Raw genomic sequence first — 17,728 nt, forward strand, 5'->3', positions numbered from 1 at the left:
GTAGCTTTCTTCGTGATGGATCGGGTCGTACCGGAAGCTGCCAGAGAGCTGCCGGAAGCCAGGGTATCCTTCTTCGGATCCTTTGCAGAATCTCCACCGTTTACCACGGTTTTCTCTATGATCTTAGACATCGTCGTTACGTCGCTCATATCGTACAGAGACGTCTTCCCGGCCTTCAGCCGATACCAGGAGGCTAGCGCATAATAGGCCTGTTCCGTGGCCAGGCCATTAGACGATGTGGTATCGCTCTGGCTGTGCTTGAAGCCGCCCTTATCATTATAGAAGGTCGCCAACGCATCCAAGGTGCTGTAGCCGTTCTTGATGAACCGGCCGTCGGACGCCGGATCGATGCCCAGGCTTGTCAGTGCAACGATGACCTGTGCCACCGATTCCGCATTAGCAGTGCCCCACGATGTATATCCGCCGTTAACTTCCTGCATCTTGGACAATCGCTTCAATGCATCATCTACTGCCGATTTTACTTTCGCATTACTGCTATAATATGGAGCCAGTGCCTGGATCGCCATGGCCGTCATATCTGCGTCAGCACCATTTCCATTGACATTCCAGCCTCCGTCGCTCAACTGTGCCGCCAGGATGGCGTCGATGAGAGCTTCCCGCGTAGTCTGCGTCTTACCTGCTGCCGCCTTCGGGATCTCGTAATCATGAGAATCCAGAGCGATCAGTGCAAAGATCGGTCCGTTGATTCCCTGGCTCTTCACGTAGTCCAGATCGGCTAATGCTTCCAGCAGATCATATCCAGCAACGTCACTCGGATCTTTGCCGATGGACGTCAGCGCCAGGATCATACGGGAGTTCTCCGTAGACTTGCTGTCGCTGATGGTGGAAGAACCTTTTTTCTTCACATATTGATATGCTGCCTGTGCGTACTGCTCCGCCAGCGTGTCGCTGATGGATCCGGAACGTGCCAGTCCCAGTGCGACCCATTCACCGCCGGATGTTCCTGCCGTCAGCCCTGCCTTGGATGCCAGAGCTGCCTGACTGCTTCCCGTCTCTTGATAGATCTTATCAAATTCTTTCTGGTTAGTCTTCTGCAGCTGTGCGATCTTAGCCACGGCGGCATCCAGCTTCGTCTTCAGGTTCTTGGAAATCAGAGCTTTAGCTTCATCGGAAAGTGCATTATAGGCGCTCTGTGCCCGACCTACAGCCGCCGCATCGTCCAGCGATAGCTTATCCACATCCGGAAGAGCTTCGATCATGGCCGCAACTTCATCCGCAGCTTCCTGAGGAGTCTTGTTGCCCGCCCAGTCGATCGTGCGATAATCGTCCACGTAGAAGAACTGCATCACATCGCCGTCATTTAATGTAACAGCGCTCATGTAGTCCACGAATTTACCGTTGATGGTGTACATCCATCCGCTGTACGGTCCGTTGGACAGCTCGCTTAACGTAACTTTTTCTTTTGCATTGCTAATGGACGATACGTAGCTGTTTCCAGACATTTCATAGTCCAGGCCGGCATCTCCCAGGGCCTTTTCGAAGAGATCCTGTGCCGTCGCACCTTTCTTCAATGTATAGGCCGTCGAACCGATCCAGGTCACATCTCCTGTATGCTTTCCTTTCTCACCGTGAACTGTATCTCCTGTTAATCCAAAGCTTACGCTGATCTCGGTCTTGTCCGGATCTTCCGGCTTCGTCGTGCTTCCGCCCTCAGAAGAGCCTTCCGTCTGCCATTTTAAAATCGGATATCCGCCATTCAGTTTTTCCGTATCTTCTGCAAAGTACTCCGTACCGATCTGCTGATTCAGTTTCTTCACGAATCCGGCTTTCTTCATGGTTTCCGAAGAAGCTCCCATCGCCGTTTTATCCGTTGCCGCTGCCTGGGATTCAGCCAGGTAGAAGCTTCCCGTTGTCTGACTGATATAGGCAGATCCTGTATAGCTGCCTACCGAACCGCCTGTGTTGATACCGGACGCTACGCTTCCGATATTGTAGCAGCCCTGCGGCACGGCGCAGACCGTCGCTTCACCGGCCAGACCGCCCAGATTCTTTTTACCGATTACGGTTCCTGTATTGTAGCAGCCTTCCACGACTGCGTAGTTGGACATCAGTCCTACGATACCGCCAGCCTGCTGGCTCTTGCCCTCCGTTCCGACGCTTCCCGTATTGATACACTTGCTGATAGTTCCATAGGATACAGCGCCTGTGATACCACCGATACTCTGTGTACCAGCTACCGATGCTGTATTGCGACATTCCGTCACCTTGGCGTTGAGCCCGGTCTGACCTGTGATACCGCCGACGTACATACCCCCGGAAACCGATCCACTATATTCACAGTAGATGATCTTACCTTCCAGATATCCAGCGATACCACCGGTGGAGAGACTATCGCCTGTCACCTTAATATCTCCGGAAATCTTCAAGTTTTTAACAGTTCCCTTGCCGTCTATATTTCCAAAGAATCCCTGCTCGTTCTTTTCTCCGCGGATCACCATGCCTGTGACTCTGTGATTCTGTCCGTCGAAAGTTCCCTTGTAGGAGTTCTTGTCGTTGCCGATCGGGTACCAGTTGCCGGCAGTTCCATCAGCAGTACTCAAGGTAATATCTGTCGTCAGCGCTCCGTTGATCGCAGTATTGCCACCGTTGACGGCGTTGACGAACCACTTCAGTTCCTTCTCACTGGAGATTTGGTGCACGCCGGATTTCACTGCCGGTTCGCTGCACTGATCCTCCGGCCAGATGCCTGCCGACGCGCCATCCTTGATGGTGCCTGTCTTCGCTTCAACATAGCCTGCCAGACTTCCGGTCACGCGAATGGAAATTTCCTTGCCCAGATCATCGTCGGTCAGTTTATATGTTTCATTAGTCGCACCATCGATGGCTTTTGATCCGCGATACCACTGGTACTTTGGTGCTTTTTCGCTACCCTTGTAAACAGCCGTCAAGGTGTGTCCCGCGACTTCCTGTCCCTGGATCTTGACCGTTCCCGACATGCCCTGCACCTTGCCGGACTCTGCCGTCTTGATGCCGTAGTGATCCCCGTCCATGCACTTGACGTAAACCTTGACGCCGACCATATCGTTCGGAACGGTAAAGCTTTCTCCAAAGCCCAGGATCTGTTCCTCTCCGCCCCAGTCTCTGTACCAGACGAACATCGGATCCTGGCCGTTACCGTCAGTGTAGGAGGCCTTGATAGTTTCTCCCGCCTGAACGTCTTCCGGCAGCGTTACAGTTCCTGTCAGAGTCTCCTTGCTGCCCGCCAGCGAAGCCAGATTTCCTGCCTTGTTTTTAATGGTTCCTGCGTCGGCTTTATTGGCGCTGGAGCTGTCCGCATCTGCGATAGCCAGGGAGCTGAGATACCAGCAGTCGGTACCTGCTGTACCTCCGCCTATGACACCGCCTACATTGAAGACTTCTCCCGTCTCCGTATCGGCATAAGAACCGGCTACATCCCCCAGGTTATACAGGCTTTTGGCCGTAGAACCCGTCGTATTGCAACCCAGACATCCGCCTACATAGCCGCCTCGGCTGACTACGTTTCCTGTATTGTAAAGGCTGCTGACACTGGCGTTGTTCCAGCCAACGACGCCGCCCGCATAAGCTCTTTCTGCTGACGAGCTAACGATTACATGTCCGCTGTTGGCAGACTTGCTCACGTTTGCCGCTTCACTCTTTACAGCATTGGTATTAGCCGCCGCGATACCTCCTGCAAAGGTGCTTCCGGCAGTGATCACAGCCGTGTTGCTGCATCCCGACACAGAACCTTCGTTATATGCCACGATACCTGCCGCATAGGATTCCCCGGTCACTGCACCCGTATTGTGACAGTCTTTGATGACGCCATCCTTGGTGTTGTTTCCGGCGATCCCGGCAATTTTGTTTCCACCCGTTACCGTCACGTTGGAAGTGATCTCCTCCAGCGTTCCCGCATTGGTTCCTGTCAATGCGGCTGTTTCATCTCCGCCCTTGAGGATACCTGCCAGGGTAAGGTTCTTCACCGTTCCCTTGTTGTACGGGATCAGGCCCTTACCGTTTTTCAGGTAAAGGTTTTTAATGGTGTGTCCCGCACCGTCCAGAGTTCCTGCAAAGCCCGTATCTGCAGTCTGTCCGCCGATGCCGGTCCAAACGTTGTTGTTGAGATCCAGATCTGCTGTCAAAACAGCTTTCAGATCAGTGGAATCCTGTGCAGCTTTTTCGGCAAACCATGCCAGTTCTGCCGGCGTTCCGATCTGATATACGCCGTCCTTCTGCTGCGGCACAACCTTGGCCGCTTCGCCCTGCCATCCGTTGTCGTCCTTTTCCGGATCGTCGGATTTCACAGTCCCGTTCTGCCATGCCAGCACCGGATATCCGCTGTTGATCCCATTGGTATCTGCTGCAAAGCCGTCGCCCAGGTCTTCGCTGGTGAGGGCTTTCAGCTCGTCGGAAGTTTTGGCGGTTGCCGTGCCGTTTTGGATCGTGCAGCCATTCAGATTGCCGATTGCCTCGTATTCGGCAGAATAGAATACGTTTTGGAGCGTTTTGTTGCCACCAGTCCATTCTAATCTTCCAGCCACGCCGCCTTTTGTCGAGGCTTCCACCAGACCTGCATTATATGCATTCTTCAGCGTGCCATATCGAAACGCCCCAACGATGCCTCCTGCAACGCCCTTTGAAGCAGAAACACTTCCAGTATTATAGACATTCTGTATTCCTCCTCCATTATATAGATGCCCTGCGATACCTCCAACATTTGCTACTCCGGTAATTCTTCCGGTATTATAAGAATCCGTCAACGCATTGGATGCGTTGGACTGCACACGTCCAGCGATGCCCCCTGCATAACCACTCGTTCCGGTTCCCTGTACCTCCCCGGCATTGGAACACTGAGCCAGAGACATATTGCTGTCCAATTCTCCAACAATCCCTCCGACATAATTTGCTCCGGTCACGCGAGTCGTCGCTGTAGTATGACAGTTTGTGATATTCCCCTTGGAATCTCCTACAACTGCTCCCGTATAATTCTGTGTCGATGTAATGACACTGTCTGAAATCGTTACATTTTTGATCTCACCTGCTGCACCAACGTAACCAAACAAACCTGTATTGGCCGCTGTACTGTTGATATACAGTCCCGAAATGGTATGTCCATTTCCATCGAAATTTCCTGTATACGCCTTAGTTTTGTCCATTCCGATCGGCGTCCACTTGTACTTCTGGGAAGTCGCATCAGATCCTGACACATCTTCATTGATGGTGATATCCGCCAGCAGTTTCGCTGAATCGGTCATCTTGGCGTTTTTATCGAACCACATCAGCTCGTCCGGGCTGGAGATCAGATAAACGCCCTGCCCATTCTTTGCAGGTTCTGTATAAGATTCCCCGTCCCAGGAAGTCTGTATCTCAAGCTGAATACCGTCTACAGTCAGGTCTTTCCCGGAAACTGTAAACTCGCCTCGAACCGTCTTGTATCCAGAACAGGAAACACTATAGGAATAGTCGCCGTCCGGCAAGTGGTAGTCGCCGTCCTCATCCGCTTCCAGATCGGCATCCTTGTCATCCTTGCTGGTCACCGTGATGACCGGCGTGGAATCCTGTCCGCCCGCTGCTTTTTCTACTGTAAAGTTTACTTTATAGACCGGTAGCTTTTTCAGGGTCACGCTCTTCTTATCATTGTCCGCATTACCCTTGACATTCAGCGTACCGCTCTTGGTTTCATATCCGAATTTTTCTACCGTGTAACGATATGGATTGCCCTTTTTCGCCAGTTGATAGGTTCTACCGTCCGCCAGAGACTTCTGGACATCATTGCCGGATTTCACCGTCAGCTTCGCATCCTCCGGATCAGTGGTGAAGACGTAATCGTATTTCTGGATATCCAGAGAAACGCTGATGCTCTGTCCGCTGTATGCCACCGTAAAGCTTCCCGTCTTCGTCTTGTACTCGTCCGCCGTCACTTCATAGGTATATGTACCGTTTTTCAGTTTATAGGTTCCGTCGCTCTCTGGATCCACCGTTTTGTCAGAAGAATCCTTGACTACCAGCTTGGCGTCTTCTAGGTTGATATTGAATGTCACTTTATAGGTCGCATTGGGATCCTGCCAGCCCAGGATCGGATGACCATCCGGGCCCATGACCCAGCCGTCGCCGATATCGCCATCTGCGATCTGTTTTGCCGTCTTGGCTGTGATGCCCGATGCGTTTTTATTGTAGCCGTCACCCTGCGCCGCTGTCGTATCCAGATACCAGCAATTGGTCACGGTCATCAGGTTTTCCGTTGCTGTGCCGCTGTAAGTTTTGGCTGCGCTGCATCCAACGATCCCGCCGACCGTAATATCCGTCAGCGTGGAAGCATTGCTGACTGTTCCCATATTGTAGCAGCCGGAAACAGAAGCCTTGTAGCTGGTACCTCCCACACCACCGATGATGCCGCCGATCCCCTTGGCATTGGTATCCTTGAAAGACGCCGACGGCGATACACCTTTTACGTCTCCCGTATTATAGCATCCAGTGACTTTTGCATCAGATGTCCCCGAATCTCCTGCGATCCCGCCGACGCCGTAAATACCAGTGATCGTTCCTGTATTAAAGCAAGCATTGATAGTACCTCCGGCACTTCCTGCAATGCCGCCGGTACGTTTTAATGTACTAGTAATATTTCCCGTATTCCCGCAACGTTCTACGGTAACACCGGTGGAAATACCGCCTGCAATACCACCGGTACTGTAAGCATAGCTGCTGGGTTTTCCTGTGTTTGTAACCACTCCATGGTTAAAGCAGCCTGTAATCGTTGTCGTTGATCCTGTTACCGTTCCTGCAACACCGCCCACGTAATCTCCATATCCGGACACCATGCCTTTATTGGTGCAGGATTCCAACTTCGAACCATTTATCACATATGCGCAAACACCTGCAGCATATCCCTTGGCACTCGCCGTCACATCCACCTCGTTGGTGCAGTTTTTTATAGTTACAGGATTTCCGTAGGATACGATCCCCGCTGCGTATGACGAACTTTTCGTAGAAGTCTTAACGCTGCCTTTAACCGTCAGATCCTGTATCGTTCCGCCTTTTACATAACCAAATAGCGCCTGATATGTCTTGGCATTATTGATCGTCAGCCCGGAAACCGTATGTCCGCCCCCATCAAACGTACCACCATAATAAACACAGTCACTATAGCTGTTGTAACATCCAATCGGCGTCCATTCTTTCCCCGTCAGGTCAATATCAGATGTCAGTTTTGCACACAAATTGGATGTACTCTTTTTCGTGCTGCCATTGACCTTTGCGGCAAACCACATGAGCTGATCGGCGTTCCCGATCTGATATGGATCGGCTGCCGTACCGCTTCCAGACGGTTCTTCCGTGCTGGCATCCGCCGCCTGAGTCGCAACCGCATTTTCTGCTACCGTGACCGTGATGGTTTCACCGGCAGCGGAGGATGCAGATCCGCCCGCCGTATTGGTTACCAGAACGCGGTAATATACCGTGCCCGCTTCCCCGGTCTGCGGGGTGTATTCCGCATTGGTAGCATCTTTGATATCGGTAAAGTTCTTTCCGTCTTTGCTGCTCTGCCACTGATAGGTCAGCGTGCCGCCGTCGGAAGCAGAAGCCTCCGCTTTCAGCGGCTTTGCAGGATCACCTGCTGCATACTGATATGCCTTGACGGAGAGCTTTGCAAGAACCGGCTCTGCCGCACCACTGGTTTCCACTGCTGCAGCCTGGCTCTCCTGCACACTATTCTGTGCTGCCGGAGCCGCCTCCGTTCCGAAGGCCCAGGTAGGCGCCAGCGTCGTCGCCACCATCAGGAGCATCACTATAATACTTAATGCTTTTTTACTTCGTTTCATGCTTTTTCTCCTTGTTCCCCTTTACATTCCCGTGCAGGTATAGCTCCAGACGACGCATCGCCATCCTTCAGCTTATAGCTGGAGCATCCGTAATTCGGGAACCATCCGTTGACCTTGTACATCCAGCCCGACTGGCTGCCGCAGTCGAATTCATACAGATGATTGATCCCTTCCACATAATAGCTGCCGTACATCGGCGTATAGGAATATTCCAGCTGGATCCCCGTGTAGGAGCAGGCTCGTTTCAGCACGTCGAAGACCGTTTCTCCATCTGCGAATTCCACCTTGCTGGTGGCCAGGATCACGCCGTTTGCCGGCACGTATTTATTCTTGCCTTCCTTTAGATCCCCCATGTGTTTCAGGATGGAATCGCAGCGGATCTGGATGGTGCAGGTCTTGACTTTGGAAGAGCTGCCGCTTTTTCCGGATTTGCTGCCGGACACTGATGAACTTCCGGACTGACTGCCGTCGGACGACATGATCTCTTTATACAGAGCGTCTTCTTTCGCTGCCGCCTCCTGTGCTTTCTGCTTCTCAGCAGTCCGTGTTTCCTGTACTTTTTTCAGATCCTTGGCCGCAAAGCAAAGATCGTCTTTACTGTCGCATTTTAACGCCTGTGTCAGCACAAAATCGTCGAAAGATTCAGCCTTGAGAGTCGCGATCTCTGCACTCAGATGCCCTTCGTTATCGTGGGCGATCAGCAGGGATTCTCCAGCTTTCACATCTTTTTCCGTTCCGTCCTCGATGCTTACGCTGAGGCTTCCTCTCATAACGCTGACCGTCGCACTTCCCTTTTGCTGCGAGGCTGCAAAGGTTACTGCGTCCCCGGATTTTGCCGCATGCACGGTGTTTTTGTCCAGCGCTACATCAAATGTTTTCCCCGGATCTTTCCCATCTGCAAAGATCTCGCCTTCATTCAGCGTAAAGGCTACGTCGTTCTTCTCGCTGTTTTTTACGGACAGTTCCGCATTTTCATTTAAGGTAAGCGCGTTGTGGCCACTTACTTTCGCCGTTACCGTGGAACCTGTTTCGGTCTCTATGATATCTCCGGCCTTCAAAGGTACTTTTTCCTTTAAGCTGTACCCTACGCCGCTTCGCTCAATATTGGCAACTCCGCTGATTTCCTTCGTGACCACCGCGGAGCTGGAATCACCACTGCCGAACCATCCCCTGATATGACCGACCGCCATGACTGAACAAAAGGCAATCACGGCGATCATGGCGATCATTAGGATGTTAAACAGCTTTTTATTTTTCTTTTTCTGCTGCTGCGTCTGCATTTTTCTCTCCTGATTCATCGATATAACATTTTTATTTAGAAACGGTCATCCCGTCTTTGTGCTGCTGCGTAGATGTAAACTGCCGCCACCATGGAAGCCAGCATCAGCATCATCCACACATAAAGCTGTGCATCGTCTCCTGTCCTGGCGCTGCCGCCGGAAGCACTTCCGCCGCCACTGCCGTCAGACCCACCGTTTCCGCCTGCTCCAGCCTGCAGTGTCGTCTTGTTCTTATTAAGATCCCGGATCGCGTTGTCTTTCTTCGGATCGTCCTTTTTCATATCATCCTTGCTCGGATCGTCCGGATCTACCACCTGACTGTCGCCGATGGTGATGTCCGCATGAGCGGACACATAATAATCAAACGGAGCTGCTGTTACATCAGCACTATAGCTGCCTGCTTCAGAAATCTTAAAGGTAACGATACCGTCCTTATCGGTCGTACCCTCTGCGACCTGCTTGCCGTTGCTGTCCGCGAGGACGACTTTGCAGTTTTCCTGCGGAGAACTTACCGGCTTCCAGTTTGCATCATACCCGCTTCTCATCAGCGTCAGCGAAACCTCACCCAGCTCCTTCTGCTGGATCTGGGAATCTACGAAATACAGATACGTGTCAGAATAATTTTGAGTGTCACCATACTGATACACAGTCACGACATCGCCTGTTTTGATCGGGGAATTATTGCAGAGCGTCGCACTCCCATTTAAATCTGCCGGCGACTGATCATTGAGCAGATATCCTATCGCACCAGTCTCTATTCCCCAGAATTTCTGGATCCATCCGCCGTTGATAATCAAATATTTTCCTGGATCTTTCCCAAAGTCATCGCCGTACATCTTCTGATGTGCCGCTACCATAGCGTCCAAAATAGTCACGGTGTTTTCAAATCCTTCCGGCTTGGAGAAGCCTGCCTTGGCCGCCATATCGGAAGTTACTTTTACTGTATAGGATTTCCCCGGTTTTCCGGAATCCATATTGATACGAACGCTTACGGATGCTTCTTTTGCGTTCTGCAGAGCCTTCGCATCCTTTACAGCCTGCTGCAAATCAGCGATGGCTGCATCCTGCTGCGCTTCTGTAGCGTCTTTATCGTCAGCTACTGCCTGCGCTCTGGCGATGGCTTCTGCCAGAGCAGCCTTTGCACCCTTCTGGTATTCGCCCGGCTGAGTGCCTTCTACCATGCTATCGTAAAGCTTCTGGGCTGACTCGATCTCTGCCAGCAGAGCTTCGGCAGACGCCTTGGTGCCCTTGACGGTCACAGTTACGGAAACTTCCTGCTTGTAAAGCTTCTGCAGCTTCTCATTGTTCGGATGGTCCTTGGCGAACTTACCATATTTCTCACTGGAAAGGAGCGAGGAAATCGTGATCTGCGTCGAGTTTTCTGGGCGGGTCACCAGCAGATTTTCGTGAGTTACGATAGCGTTGTTGGAAGATTTGAACCGATTATACGGCCATCCCGTCTGCCCCAGGGAACCATCCTGGTAATCGTCCGGTATGATGCCTGTACCGGTTTTATCGTCAACATTGTACGCCCATACCGGATTCCCCTGCTCATCCAGACTCATTTCACAGAATGCATGAAGGTTACCTGTGATGGAATCCTTGTCCGCATACTTGCCGTCGTTGATGCCGTCAAAGTAATGCTCCTTCGCTTTTTCCATCATGGCCAGTTCCTTATCCAGCTCTTTGTCTGTGATCATGCTGACTGTAAGCGGGATCTTCTTAGAAACGGTCACGCCGTCTCTCGTAAAGGTAACGATCAGATTAACGGTTTCCTTCTCGTTCTGACTTGCAAACCGGTCTACCGCTGCACGGTAGCCATTGATTTTGAGGATATCTTCCTTGTCTGTAGTTACTGTAATTTCCTTGTTGGCGAAAACGTCTTTGTTGTTTTCATCTTTGATCCTCGTGTATCTTGGCAGCTGGATATCGCCTGTTACATTGGCAGGATCCACCTTCTCCTTTGTATTAGGATCCGTCAGGCTGTCCGCTGTGTAATATTTGTCCAGAATCGCCTTCAGTTCATCTTCCGTCGGCTTGGCAGCCTGCTTGCCCTTGACTGTGACTTTGAAAGTCTTGGTGATGGTACCGAAATCGCCGACTTTTTCCACGTACTCATTGAGATCAGCTTCGTTCGCCTGGAACGTAGCCGTAAGAGTAACTACGCGGTCTTCACTCGGCTGTGTCACCGTTCCCTTCTTCGGGTCGATCATGGAGTCATATCCCGTCTTGTCGATGGAAATGAGTGAAGGATCCGAAGACGTCCAGGTCACCTTGGACCAGACATTCCTGGCGGAAGTCCCCATGCACTGCGGAAGGGTCAGATCCGTGGTTACTTCGTCTTGTTTCAGGTTGGCATTTTTGATCGTGTCCCATGTAAGGGAGTCTGCCTCCTTCTGCATCTGAGATTTGAAATAGTCTCTGTCCCAGCAGATGGTCGCACGCGTTTCAGCGGAAACGGCTTCCGCATTGCCTGCTTTGAATACAAAGATATTTCCTGTTACCGTAGTACTGTTATTTCCCCACTGATCGAGGGCGCCGTTCTTATAGATGATCGTGCCATCATTTTTAATGTAATTCGTATCACCAGACGTTTTCAGTTCTACCGTTACGCCGTCGGTCGTCAGGTCCGTGTATCCCTTTATCTGGCGGAGCACCAGATCCGTGATCTTTTTATCCTTCGAAAAATCCGGTCTGAGAACGCTGGTTTCTTTATCAAACTTTGCTTTAATAGCGTCCACTTTCGCCTGATCTGCAGGATCGACAGTCTTCGTGGATTTCAAGGTGATCGTTTTCGTAATGTCTTCGTTATCACCGCTCGGAGTATACGTCCCTGTCGCTTTTTCATACCCGTCGGCGGTGATCGTATAGGTGTATTTCGTGGATTTGTCCAGTTTGTATGATCCGTCTTTTTCCGGTTCTACTGTGATTTCATTTGTGACCCAGTTCCAGTCGTCATCGTAATCGGAATCTTCATATGTTACTTTGATTGCAGCATCCGCAATATCCTTATCATTGCTGTCGACCGGCTTGAATGTAACGTTATATTGGGAGATGTTCTTCGTCATCGTGATGTCGATAGTCTGGTCACCTGACGGGATAAAGCTCACGCTGTTTATCGAAGTGTAATTAACAGCCTCTACCGTGTAATTATATGTCACGCCGTTTTTTAGCTTATAACTTCCGTCACTTTGCGGACTTACGGTATCATAGTATCCCTGTTTGACCTTCACCGTCGCTCCATCAATGTTCTTTCCTGAAGAATCCTTGATGTTGAACTTAATGGTGCTGTATGCCGCCTTAGTCAGCGGGATCTTCACCTCTCCGCCCTGCTTTGGCTGGAACTCATCCCTATAATCCAGATAATCATCAGCAGTTATTTTCAGAGTGTATTTCTTATCCTTGGATAAGTTTTTATAAACACCGTTGGTTGGATAAACAGTGCTCCAGTTTTCTTCTAATGTAATGCTTGCACCCGAAATTTCTGCACCAGTTTCACTATCGACTGGTTTAAAGCTGACATCGAAGGTGGATGGAGTCTCCACTTCACCGGTGCCCTTTATCGTAATCAGGAACTCCTGCGATGCCAGCGCTGCAGAATTGTCCATGGATGCAGTTTCTCCATTGATCATATCATCCCCTGTGCCGCTTGGAAACAGCTTTAATGTCACCTTAAAAGTCTTGTCTGCATCAGGCTGATTGATATTGATGCTTCCAGGGTTTCTTGCGGTCCAGCTTCCGGATCTCGGCTCAATCGTATTTCCAACATCTTTCTGGTCGTTGATATACCATCCGCTCTTATAAAGACTTGTTCCTGTCCCGCTTTCATACGCAAGACGAAAACTCGATTTACTCGATGGTATGATCGCATGACAAGTATCCTTTTCCTGTGTGCTGCCAGTGATAATTTTCGTAGTGGCAGACACATACTTATTCTGCAAATATGTCATCGCAGCTTCTGCATCCGCTGAGTTTCCCTCAGCATCCTGCGTCAGCCAAATGCCGTTCTCGGCACTGCTTCCATTTCCCGCTAGAATTTCTATGGTTCCGGCAATGGCTTCTGAGAATCCTCCTGCGCGAGCATTCAGTTCCACGCCATAAGCGGCCGTCGGCAGCGCAGCAGTTATGACCATAACTGCCGTCAGCACGATCCCCAGCGATCGCTTCCATAATTTTTTCGGTGATTTGTTCATTGCTTCTCCTTCCCATAATAAAATTGACATCTCCTCCGAGATGCCAAAAAACGTACACAAAGCTACGGTCTGACCGACCGTATGTTAAACGTCGTCCTACCTCAGAAGACTTTTGTTTTAAGCGTGCAGGTCTCCCGACTTAATCCTTGACCGTCAGAACGCCTTCCCAGAGAGCTTCGCCGGCTTATAGCCTTTACAGAAATAAAGCCCGCTCCCCAGTGACTGCAGGATGCTTTGCAGCAAACCTCGCGTGTTCCTCCGCAGATATCACGGTTGCTGAGACACAGTGCCGGACTCACACCGGCTTCCGAAGTGCCCACTCACGATATTTTCTTCAATTACATAATAGGGGATAATACTCTAGTTGTCAAGGTTTTTTTAGTATTTATCATAACTCTTTTGCTATCAGCGGCATTTTTGATTGCCTATTTTATTGATTCGATTTTTTCCAGCAGCTTCGGCGTCATAAAATTAGCGATAATCAAAGCTGCAACACCCGCAGTTACTTTCCCCAAAATCATCGGCACCAGCATCTCCTGATCGACTCCTGCTGTAAATCCCAGGAAGTCACCGAATACAGCGAAGCTGCCTGTTCCGAAAGCCAGGCTCACGATTTTCCCTTTTGATCCCATCTTTTCCAGCGAAGTGACCAAGGGAATCAAATTCGCCAAACCTCCAATCATTCCAGCACAGTCATCTTTTTTCAGTCCAAATCGGCTTCCGATCCCTCCCAGCTCTTTTCCAAAAGTGCTCGTAATCCATTTCATTAAAGGGAACGCCCCCGCCAGAACGATTCCGATTTCTCCACAAACGAGAATCCCTGATTCCAGACCAGTTAGTCCCGTCGTTTCATCCGGGATCGCCATGGCACAAAAGCCCGGCAGTAAAATCCCTGTAACCTGTTGAAAAACAGCAATTACAACAAGCCCTGTCGCCAAACCCGTGATCACCGTTCCCACAGCACTAAAACTCCTGATTACTTGGTCAGGAAAAAACCACAATGATACAATAACCAAGCTTGCAATCACTGCAATCGGCAGCGTATTAAATAATAATGCATAAAGCGAAAGCTTATACACGGTCAACTTCATAGCGAAACCACCCACAAGGCATCCCAGCGGAACAGATACAAGGCCTGCCAGAATTCCCGCCGCCAGAAACGGTCTGTCCTTGACTTTGATCAAGGAAAACGCCACAGGAATCGTAAATGTGATCGTAGGACCCATAATGCTTGCTACGATAAGTCCATTGAATTTTCCCACCGCTTCATTTTCTGCAAGCGCAGTCGCCATAGGATATCCTCCCATATCAGCACCAAGTAAAATACCTGCCACAACCGAGGGATCCGCTCCGATCGCATGGGCAATCGGTGTCACCAGCGGTCTGATCCATTGCGAAAGACAGGGTGCTATCGCAATGATCGCCGCTACCGCCATGGCCAGCGTCCCCATCGTCTTAAAACCTTCTTCGAATTCTTTTCCGTACCCCAGCTTATTCCCCCGAATGTAGTCAACTCCACCGATCACCATAAAAATCATCATGATCATCATAATAATGGAATTCGCCGAAATATGTGTTATCCAATCAGTTAGTGATCCCAGAAACAATTGCATCTTTTTTCTCCTATTATAAATTCCCTATTTACATTATGTGTTATTATATATATAATCATAAGTACGATAATATTTATTATAATTCACATGATCAAAAAAAGCAAACACACATTTTTTCAAAAAGGAGGCAATTATGAAAAAAGTTACAGTAGTTGGATGTGGCGTTATGGGAAGCGCTATCATCCGCGCGTTAATGGCAAAAGATTTTCAAGTCACGATCGTTGACCTAAACATGGAAGCTGCGCAGCCTTACATCGAAAAAGGTGCTAAGTATGCAGCATCTCTGGATGAATCCAGAGAAGAAGATTTCATTCTGTTGAATCTGCCAACACATGATATCGCAGCAGCAGTTATCAAGAATACTTCTGATAAGAAACTGGCTGGCAAGATCCTGGTAGATACCACGACTTCCACACCATCCGAAGTAAAAGATATGGCAGCGATCACAGCAGAACGTAATATGATCCACCTGGATGCTGCTATTGAGGTTTATCCCGGAGACATTGGAACTCCAACCGGATATATCGTATATGCCGGAAGTGAAAAGGCATTTAACGAAACAAAGCCTGCGCTGGAAGCCCTGGGAAAAGCTGTGTATCTGGGCGACGATATCGTCGGTGCCAGCGTAACTGACCTGGCGGTACTGCAGGTTCACTTCGCTGCTATCGCGGGCCTTGCAGAGGCTTCTGCATTCTGTCTGAAAAACGATTATTCCGTTCAGAAATTCGTTGATCAGACTCGCGAGATCCTGCCGATCATGCTGGAAGGCAACCTTAGAGCCTTCGGATCAGAACTTGCTGATTACAATAGAGAATTCGATGATGCCAGCGAATGTACTTTGAACATCGAAGCAACTGCTACTGAAACGATTCTCCGCGCAATGCATGAATACGGTGTAAAGACTCCTTGCGGCGATGCCGTGCTGAAGCTGTTCCAGGATGGCATCAAGAGCGGTTACGAAAAGAAGAATGTCTGCTCTGTAGTCAACGAGCTGATATAACACACCTTAATACTTAAAAATATGCTCGCCTAAAAGCACTCCCACTTTAAGGCGAGCATATTTATTTTAGTGAGACTGTGAAATAAAGTCTCTATTTTGCAATCACATTTACGATCGTTTTTGCGTGCAAAATTGTTTTTTGGTTTATTGAGCCATCTGTTTTGATCGATTGGCTTCGAGTTTTGGTCTTCTGCATCGAAAACTATATTATTTCGTAAAGTTTCTGACTTGTAAGTCGGAAACTTTTGACCACGCCGAATGTTCATATATAGTAATTATAATGAAGATCTAAATAGACCCGAAAGACTAACATTTCCAATTTCTCAGGTTTTATTAAGGAATATACCATTTGGCATTTACTTCGTACGTTATTATATGTATAATAATAATATTAATAATATATCACAATTCGCACGTTTTAAAGTAGACAAACATTTTTATAAAAAAAGAAAGCAAATGTGAAAAATTCCACTGCAGCTGAATGTAGCGTTATGGGATGCGTTATCATTCGTGCATTAATGGTAAAGCTTTTCAAGTTGCGAAGGAGGATTTTATGGAATTTAAATGGTTGAATGAAAGCAAAATTAAAACTAGTGGAGATCAAATCGAAATATTGGCTCCTCCTCAAAGTGATTTCTTCTACAATAACGGTTCAATCAATGAGGACGGAATCACCCCAGAGTCTTTATGCAATGCGCCTTTTTACTACACTGAACTGACAGGAGATTTTGTAATGAAAGTACAAGTATCTCATGATTTCAAAGACACTTACGACTCCGCTTCTATTATGGTAATGCAAGATATTAAAAACTGGGCAAAAGCATGCTTCGAAAAGACCGATTTCAATACACATGCTGCCGTAAGCGTAATTTCTCGCAATGGGGAGTGTGACGATGCTAACGGTTGCAACATCGAGGGAAAAAATGCCTGGCTTCAAATATGCAGATGCGGCGATTCCTTTGCATTTCACTATTCTACCGACGGACAACAATTTTACATGATGCGTTTTTTCAATTTTGCCGCAGGAAGTACCGTTAAAGTAGGATTATCCGCTCATGCTCCCGTAGGAAATGGTGGTATTCGGACATTCTCAAATCTCATTATAGAGAACAAAACGGTTAAGAATATTCGTGAAGGCATGTAAACTATCTCCATATTCGTATAATTAATTTTAAAAAAGAATACCTGTTGCCATTATTTGCAACAGGTATTCCTTTTTAATTTACAAAATAAAGATGATCCTTTTTTATTTCACAGCGTGCCATTGGCAATTTATACAGTAAAATCATCGAGGAAAAACATATACTATTCCTGTGTCAGCTCAAATACCGTCCCTTCAAAATTCTTCATGTATTCCCAGCAAACATTGCCATCATCGAGAGGCTTATACAGTGGTTCGCAGCCTGCCTTCTTTAATTCTGCATGCGCCTCCTCCATATTTTCTACTTCGTATGCAACGTGATGTTTCCCCACATAATTTAACGGTGTTGGTGTAACATCTGAGATTTTAGGATATTCATAATAAAGAGCCTCTATAATCTGACCTGAAGGCATTTCAAACATAGCAGTTGCGGAAGTCACATTCTGAAGTTCCAGATATCCAAGCCCCTTTGCTTCCATTTCATCTGTTTCCAGCTCCGGTTTCATTACCATTTTAAATCCCATGGTATTTTCAAAAAAGTCGATTGCTTTATCCATATCTGTTACCGTGTGGCCCACATGAAGAAGCTTAATATAATCCTGACTTGTATCCGCATTGGCTTCCTGCATAAACTCCAGAATCATTCCATCTGCATCAGTCATATAAGACCTGTCTCTTATACACATCTCCGAGCCCACGAGACGG

5 protein-coding genes, 2 pseudogenes and 1 riboswitch are annotated in these 17,728 nt (G+C 48.6%); of the genes and pseudogenes, 2 read left to right on the forward strand and 5 right to left on the reverse strand.

Going from position 1 to position 17,728, the window contains the following annotated elements; genetic code table 11:
• Positions 1–1,310: 1,310 nt before the first annotated feature.
• The 4 genes and pseudogenes from H8876_RS04660 to H8876_RS04675 form a co-directional block, all read right to left on the reverse strand.
• Positions 1,311–7,796 (reverse strand): annotated as a pseudogene (locus H8876_RS04660) (hypothetical protein); the annotation flags it as partial.
• Positions 7,793–9,076, reverse strand: coding sequence for a DUF4430 domain-containing protein (locus H8876_RS04665; RefSeq protein ID WP_249286739.1), 1,284 nt, complete (start codon positions 9,074–9,076; stop codon positions 7,793–7,795). The gene H8876_RS04665 and the pseudogene H8876_RS04660, both read right to left, overlap by 4 nt.
• A 35-nt stretch (positions 9,077–9,111) precedes the next feature.
• A complete protein-coding gene (locus H8876_RS04670; RefSeq protein WP_249286740.1) occupies positions 9,112–13,299 on the reverse strand; it encodes an immunoglobulin-like domain-containing protein in 4,188 nt (1,395 codons plus the stop codon).
• A 99-nt stretch (positions 13,300–13,398) separates the two neighbouring features.
• Positions 13,399–13,578, reverse strand: a riboswitch (cobalamin riboswitch).
• A gap of 116 nt (positions 13,579–13,694) precedes the next feature.
• Entirely contained in the window at positions 13,695–14,819 is a 1,125-nt protein-coding gene (locus tag H8876_RS04675; RefSeq protein WP_249286741.1) for an ethanolamine utilization protein EutH, read from the reverse strand.
• A 181-nt stretch (positions 14,820–15,000) separates the two neighbouring features.
• Here H8876_RS04675 and H8876_RS04680 point away from each other — a divergent pair.
• Positions 15,001–15,882: pseudogene (locus tag H8876_RS04680) on the forward strand (NAD(P)-dependent oxidoreductase); the annotation flags it as partial.
• A gap of 553 nt (positions 15,883–16,435) precedes the next feature.
• On the forward strand, positions 16,436–17,026 hold the full coding sequence (locus H8876_RS04685) for a DUF1349 domain-containing protein (RefSeq protein ID WP_249286743.1): 591 nt from the start codon (positions 16,436–16,438) through the stop codon (positions 17,024–17,026).
• A gap of 161 nt (positions 17,027–17,187) precedes the next feature.
• On the opposite strand, the gene H8876_RS04690 is transcribed toward H8876_RS04685, so the two are convergent.
• A partial coding sequence (locus H8876_RS04690; RefSeq protein ID WP_249286744.1) for a VOC family protein occupies positions 17,188–17,728 on the reverse strand: 541 nt, incomplete at its 5' end.

This window comes from Lentihominibacter faecis (genome assembly GCF_014306095.1).
Lineage (GTDB): Bacteria > Bacillota > Clostridia > Peptostreptococcales > Anaerovoracaceae > Lentihominibacter > Lentihominibacter faecis.

Coding starts and splice junctions, on each gene's coding strand:
- H8876_RS04675 (WP_249286741.1), bottom strand. CDS start 14,819: ATGATGATCATGATGATTTTTATGGTGATCGGTGGAGTTGACTACATT.
- H8876_RS04670 (WP_249286740.1), bottom strand. CDS start 13,299: ATGTCAATTTTATTATGGGAAGGAGAAGCAATGAACAAATCACCGAAA.
- H8876_RS04665 (WP_249286739.1), bottom strand. CDS start 9,076: ATGCAGACGCAGCAGCAGAAAAAGAAAAATAAAAAGCTGTTTAACATC.
- H8876_RS04685 (WP_249286743.1), top strand. CDS start 16,436: ATGGAATTTAAATGGTTGAATGAAAGCAAAATTAAAACTAGTGGAGAT.